Origin of the sequence: Dietzia sp. Cai40 (assembly GCF_014145165.1) — a bacterium.
In the GTDB taxonomy this organism is placed as follows: Bacteria; Actinomycetota; Actinomycetes; order Mycobacteriales; family Mycobacteriaceae; genus Dietzia; species Dietzia natronolimnaea.
Genome location: NZ_JAALEB010000101.1, coordinates 1 through 4,825 on the forward strand (window position 1 = coordinate 1; position 4,825 = coordinate 4,825).

At 69.9% G+C, this 4,825-nt stretch carries 4 protein-coding genes and 1 pseudogene; 3 read left to right on the forward strand and 2 right to left on the reverse strand.

The window, feature by feature from the left end; all coding sequences use genetic code 11:
• Both G6022_RS04840 and G6022_RS04845 read right to left on the reverse strand, forming a co-directional pair.
• On the reverse strand, positions 1-2,093 hold a 2,093-nt coding region (locus tag G6022_RS04840), incomplete at its 3' end, for a transglycosylase domain-containing protein (RefSeq protein WP_182691089.1).
• A gap of 119 nt (positions 2,094-2,212) precedes the next feature.
• The gene (locus G6022_RS04845) at positions 2,213-2,611 is read right to left on the reverse strand and encodes a DUF5318 family protein (RefSeq protein ID WP_179526059.1); all 399 of its coding nucleotides are present in this window, start codon (positions 2,609-2,611) and stop codon (positions 2,213-2,215) included.
• Between the two features lie 306 nt (positions 2,612-2,917).
• On the opposite strand from G6022_RS04845, the gene G6022_RS04850 reads away from it, so the two are divergent.
• The 3 genes and pseudogenes from G6022_RS04850 to G6022_RS04860 form a co-directional block, all read left to right on the forward strand.
• Entirely contained in the window at positions 2,918-3,469 is a 552-nt protein-coding gene (locus G6022_RS04850; protein ID WP_179526060.1) for a PadR family transcriptional regulator, read from the forward strand.
• Complete coding sequence (locus G6022_RS04855; RefSeq protein ID WP_182610744.1) at positions 3,466-4,554, forward strand: inositol-3-phosphate synthase; 1,089 nt, start codon at positions 3,466-3,468, stop codon at positions 4,552-4,554. The genes G6022_RS04850 and G6022_RS04855 overlap by 4 nt, the downstream gene beginning before the upstream one ends.
• Positions 4,555-4,578: 24 nt before the next feature.
• Positions 4,579-4,825, forward strand: a pseudogene (locus tag G6022_RS04860) (hypothetical protein); the annotation flags it as partial.

Sequence of the window (4,825 nt, forward strand, 5' to 3'; positions counted from 1 at the left end):
GGCGCCCCGGGAGCCGGAGCGGGCTGCGCGGGGGCGGGGGCGACGCTGGGCTGGGGGACCGCCTGCTGGGTGGCGCCCGTCCCGCCGGTGTTCCCGGTCCCCGTGCCGGAGGACTCCCACTGGGACGCGCCGGCCTGGCCACCGATGTACCCGGGGGACGGGAAGCTCTCCCAGTCGGTCCCGGACAGCGCGCCGTCCATCGCCGACTTCCAGATGTCCGCGGGGAGCCCGGACCCGTACATCGTCCCGCCCCACGCGTTGAGCAACGGCTGGTTGTCGTCGGTCCCCACCCACACCGCCGTGGCGATGGACGGGGTGTAGCCCACGAACCAGGCGTCCTTGTTGTACCCGGTGTCGCCGAGCTGGGTGGTGCCGGACTTGGCCGCCGAGGGGCGTCCGCCCGCCAGCGACTTGCCGTTGGAATAGGCGGCGATCGGCTCCATCGCGGAGGTGAGGTTGTTGGCCACGTCGGCGTCCACCACCTCCTCACCCTCGGGGGCCGAGTTGTCCAGCAGGACCTCACCGTCGGCCGTCTCGACCTTCTCGATGAAGTGGGTCGGCCGGTGGACGCCCTCGGCCGCGAAGGTGGCCAGGCTCGTGGCCATGTCGCGCACCCGGATCGGGTACTGACCCAGGATCAGACCGTCGTAGGGGTCCTCGCCCTGCTCGGTGAGGGTCTCCCACGGCAGGCCGGGGATCTCCTTGGCGACACCCGCGCGATGGGCCATGTCCCGGACGTCGTTGGCCCCGTTCTCCAGCATCCGCTGCAGCCGGATGAACGAGGTGTTGAGGGACATCTTGAGCGCCATCGCGACCGAGCACGACCCGCAGGACTGGCCGTTGACATTGGTGACGGTGACGTTTCCGGTGGTCACGGGCGCCGAGGAAATCTGGGTGCCCAGCCCGATCCCCTGCTCGAGGGCGGCGGCCACACCGAAGATCTTGAAGGTGGAGCCGGTCTGCAGCGGGGCGTTGGCGTAGTCCCAGCCCTCGGCGTCCTCGCCGCCGTAGTAGCCGATCACGCCGCCCGTCCGCGGGTTGATGGAGACGACCGCGGTCCGGTTCTCCGGCCTCTCCCCCTGCATGTTGCTGCGGGCGGCCTCGACCACCGCCTCCTGGGTGGACGGGTCGATCGTCGTGGTGATCTTGAGCCCGCGGGTGTTGAGCATCTGCTCGTCCAGGCCGGCCATCGCCAGCTCCGCCAGCACCTGACGACGGATCGCCCCGTTGGTGGGGTCCCCGACGTTCTGGTCCACCGCCTGGGGGTCCTCCACGACCTGGGGGAACACCGCCATGCCGCGCTGCTGGGCGTCGATGGCCCCCATGTCCCGCATGCCGTCCATGACGTAGTTCCAGCGGCCCTCGGAGGCGGCGGCGTTGTTGAGCGGGTCCAGCACGGACGGGGACTGGATGACGCCCGCGAGCAGTGCGCCCTCCTCCACGGTGAGGGCCTCCACCGGCTTGTTGAAGTACGCGGTGGAGGCGGCGGCGATGCCGTAGGCGCCGCGGCCGAAGTAGATGGTGTTGAGGTAGGCCCCGAGGATCTGGTCCTTGGACCACTCGTTGGTCATCTTGGCCGCGATGATGATCTCCTTGGCCTTGCGCTCATAGGTGGGAGCGTCGCCGACCATGGTGTTCTTGACGTACTGCTGCGTGATCGTGGACCCGCCGCCGGCGCTCGACTCGCCGGTGACCTGCCCGATCACCGCGCGGCCGATGCCCGTGGGGTCGTAGCCCTCGTTGGTGTAGAAGCTGCGGTCCTCCGCGGCGATGACGGCGTTTCGCACGTGCACGGGGATGGCGTCGACCTCGACCAGGGTGCGGTTGCCCTCCGGGGGGACGATGCGCCCGATCATGGTCGTGCCGTCGTTGGTGTAGATCTCGGAGATCTGGTTGGTGGCCACGCTGCCCGGGCGGGGGATCTCGGTGCGGTTGTAGGTCACCCCGACGATCACCAGCGGGATCACCAACAGGACGACGACGACGAGGATCAGCGTCGTCCAGATCGGGTGACGCCGGAACCAGCCGCGCCGGGGCGAGGAGTCGTCCCAATCCCCGTCAGATCTCCCACGCGTCCTGTCACTTTGCGACATCTTCTACCCTCCTGCGAGCAGCTCCGACCGGTACGGGCGACCCCCGCTGACGGTGCATTGAGGTCCATTGTGTACGAAATCGCGCTCCACTCGGAACTCGGCGCACCCGGCGAGGGCGCTCAGCGGTGCCTGCGGAGCTCCCGCGCCGCCCGGCGCACGCGCCTGCCCTCACCGGAGGCGAGGCCCACCTCATAGGACTCCACCAGGTGGTTCCACGAGCAGCTGCGACACACCTCCACCACGTGCACGGTGAACGCGTCATGGGTCAGTGCCAGCTGCTCGATCTCGTCCGCGCTCCGCGCCGATCCGGACGCCGCACCCAGGTCGTCGCCGAACACCCAGGACACCTCGGTGAGGTTCTCCTTGCGGCACACGGGGCACACGGTCCCGGTCTCCACGCCGTGGAAACTCGCCGCACGCAGCAGATAGACGTCCGCGTCGCACACCTCGCGAAGTGCCGAGACGCCCTCACGGAGATCCGCCAACACCCCTCGACGCCGCAGGGCGAAATCCACCACCCGCCGACGCCGGAGGGCGTCGCGGCCGGTGGGGTCCTCCGGTCCCGGCGGGGGGCCGGGTCGCCGGGGGCGGAAGTCGGCGTGGTCCACGGGATCAGCCTACGACTCGCGCCGGACCCCCGCGCGAGTCCGGGGCACGAGCACGGGGGGTCCGGGGCGCGAGGCCGGGGGGTCCGGGGCCCGCGTCTGTCTCGATCCGTCCGTCCGATGTCACGGACGGGTATATCGGCGCGATACATCCGAAGGTGTACTCTCGGTGACCGTCGCGGAAACCCGCAGGCATGAGACGTCGAGGGGAGGGGTGTGGTGCTCGAACTGGCGATCCTGGGGCTGCTCGACGAGCGGCCCATGCACGGCTACGAGCTGCGCAAGCGCCTGTCCGAGATGCTGGGCACCGTCCGGACCGTGTCCTTCGGTTCGCTCTACCCCACCCTGCGTCGCCTCCGGCAACAGGGAGACATCGTCGAGGACGCCACCGCGGCCACCGCCACGCGTCCGCCGGCCACCGCACGACGCGGTCGCAAGACCTACCGCATCACCGCCGGGGGCAAGGAGACGTTGGCCGCACTGCTCGACGAGCCCGGGGCCGCGTCGTTCAACGACGACGGCTTCGGCGTCCACCTGGCCTTCTTCGACCGCACCCCCGGGCCCGCCCGGGTGCGGCTCCTGGAGGGCCGGCGGCGGGTCCTCGAGGAGCGGCGCGAGGGCCAACGGGACGCGGCCACCCGGACCGGCCCGACCGAACTGCGCTACGCGCGGCAGCTCACCCTGCTCGGCCTCGAGACCAGCGAGCGCGAGCTGCGCTGGATCAACGAGCTCATCCAGACAGAGAACCCATCACAAGGAGAATCCCCATGACCGACAAGAAGGTGCGCGTCGCGATCGTCGGCGTCGGCAACTGCGCGTCCTCGCTCGTGCAGGGCGTCGAGTTCTACAAGGACGCGGCGATCGACCAGACCGTCCCCGGCCTCATGCACGTCAAGTTCGGCGACTACCACGTCCGGGACGTCGAGTTCGTCGCCGCGTTCGATGTCGACGGCAAGAAGGTCGGCATGGACCTCGCCGAGGCGATCAACGCCTCGGAGAACAACACCCTCAAGCTCTGCGACGTGCCGCCGACCGGCGTCAGCGTCCAGCGCGGACCCACCCTCGACGGGCTGGGCAAGTACTACCGCCAGACCATCGAGGAGTCCGACGCCGAGCCCGTGGACATGGTCCGGGCCCTGCGCGACGCCGAGGTCGACGTGCTGGTCAGCTACCTGCCGGTGGGGTCCGAGGAGGCGGACAAGTTCTACGCCCAGTGCTGCATCGACGCCGACGTCGCCTTTGTCAACGCCCTGCCCGTCTTCATCGCCTCCGACCCCGTGTGGGCCGAGAAGTTCCGCTCCGCCGGCGTCCCGATCGTCGGCGACGACATCAAGTCGCAGGTCGGCGCCACCATCACGCACCGCGTGATGGCCAAGCTGTTCGAGGACCGCGGTGTCGCCCTGGACCGGACCTACCAGCTCAACGTGGGCGGCAACATGGACTTCAAGAACATGCTCGAGCGCGAGCGCCTGGAGTCCAAGAAGGTCTCCAAGACCCAGGCCGTGACCTCCAACCTCGAGGGCTCCCTCAAGGACAAGATCCACGACCGCAACGTGCACATCGGCCCCTCCGACTACGTGGAGTGGCTCGACGACCGCAAGTGGGCGTACGTTCGCCTCGAGGGACGCGCGTTCGGCGATGCTCCGATCAACCTCGAGTACAAGCTCGAGGTGTGGGACTCGCCCAACTCGGCCGGCATCATCATCGACGCCGTCCGGGCGGCCAAGATCGCCAAGGACCGCGGCATCGGCGGACCGATCCTGCCGGCGTCGGCGTACCTCATGAAGTCCCCGCCGGAGCAGATGGCCGACGACAAGGCCCGCGCCGAGCTCGAGGCCTTCATCATCGGAGCCTGACCCCCGCTGGAAGAACAGGAACGCATGACCCACACCGCGACGAACCGCCAGCTCTCCCCCACCGGGCGTCGCCGTGTCCCGGCCGTCATCGCACTCGCGATGGCGGCCGGGGTCGCGCTCGCCGCGTGTTCGGGGGCGGAGGAGACCGCGGCCCCCACCTCGCCGACGACGCAGGCGACCACCTCGTCGTCGTCGACTCCCCCGTCCCCCTCGTCCGTGGCCGAGACCGCCGATCCCGTCTCCGCACCCACGGCGTCCGCGGCCCCCGCCG

Excerpts from the sequence above, each read along its gene's own strand:
- G6022_RS04855 (WP_182610744.1), top strand. The coding sequence starts at position 3,466 with ATGACCGACAAGAAGGTGCGCGTCGCGATCGTCGGCGTCGGCAACTGC.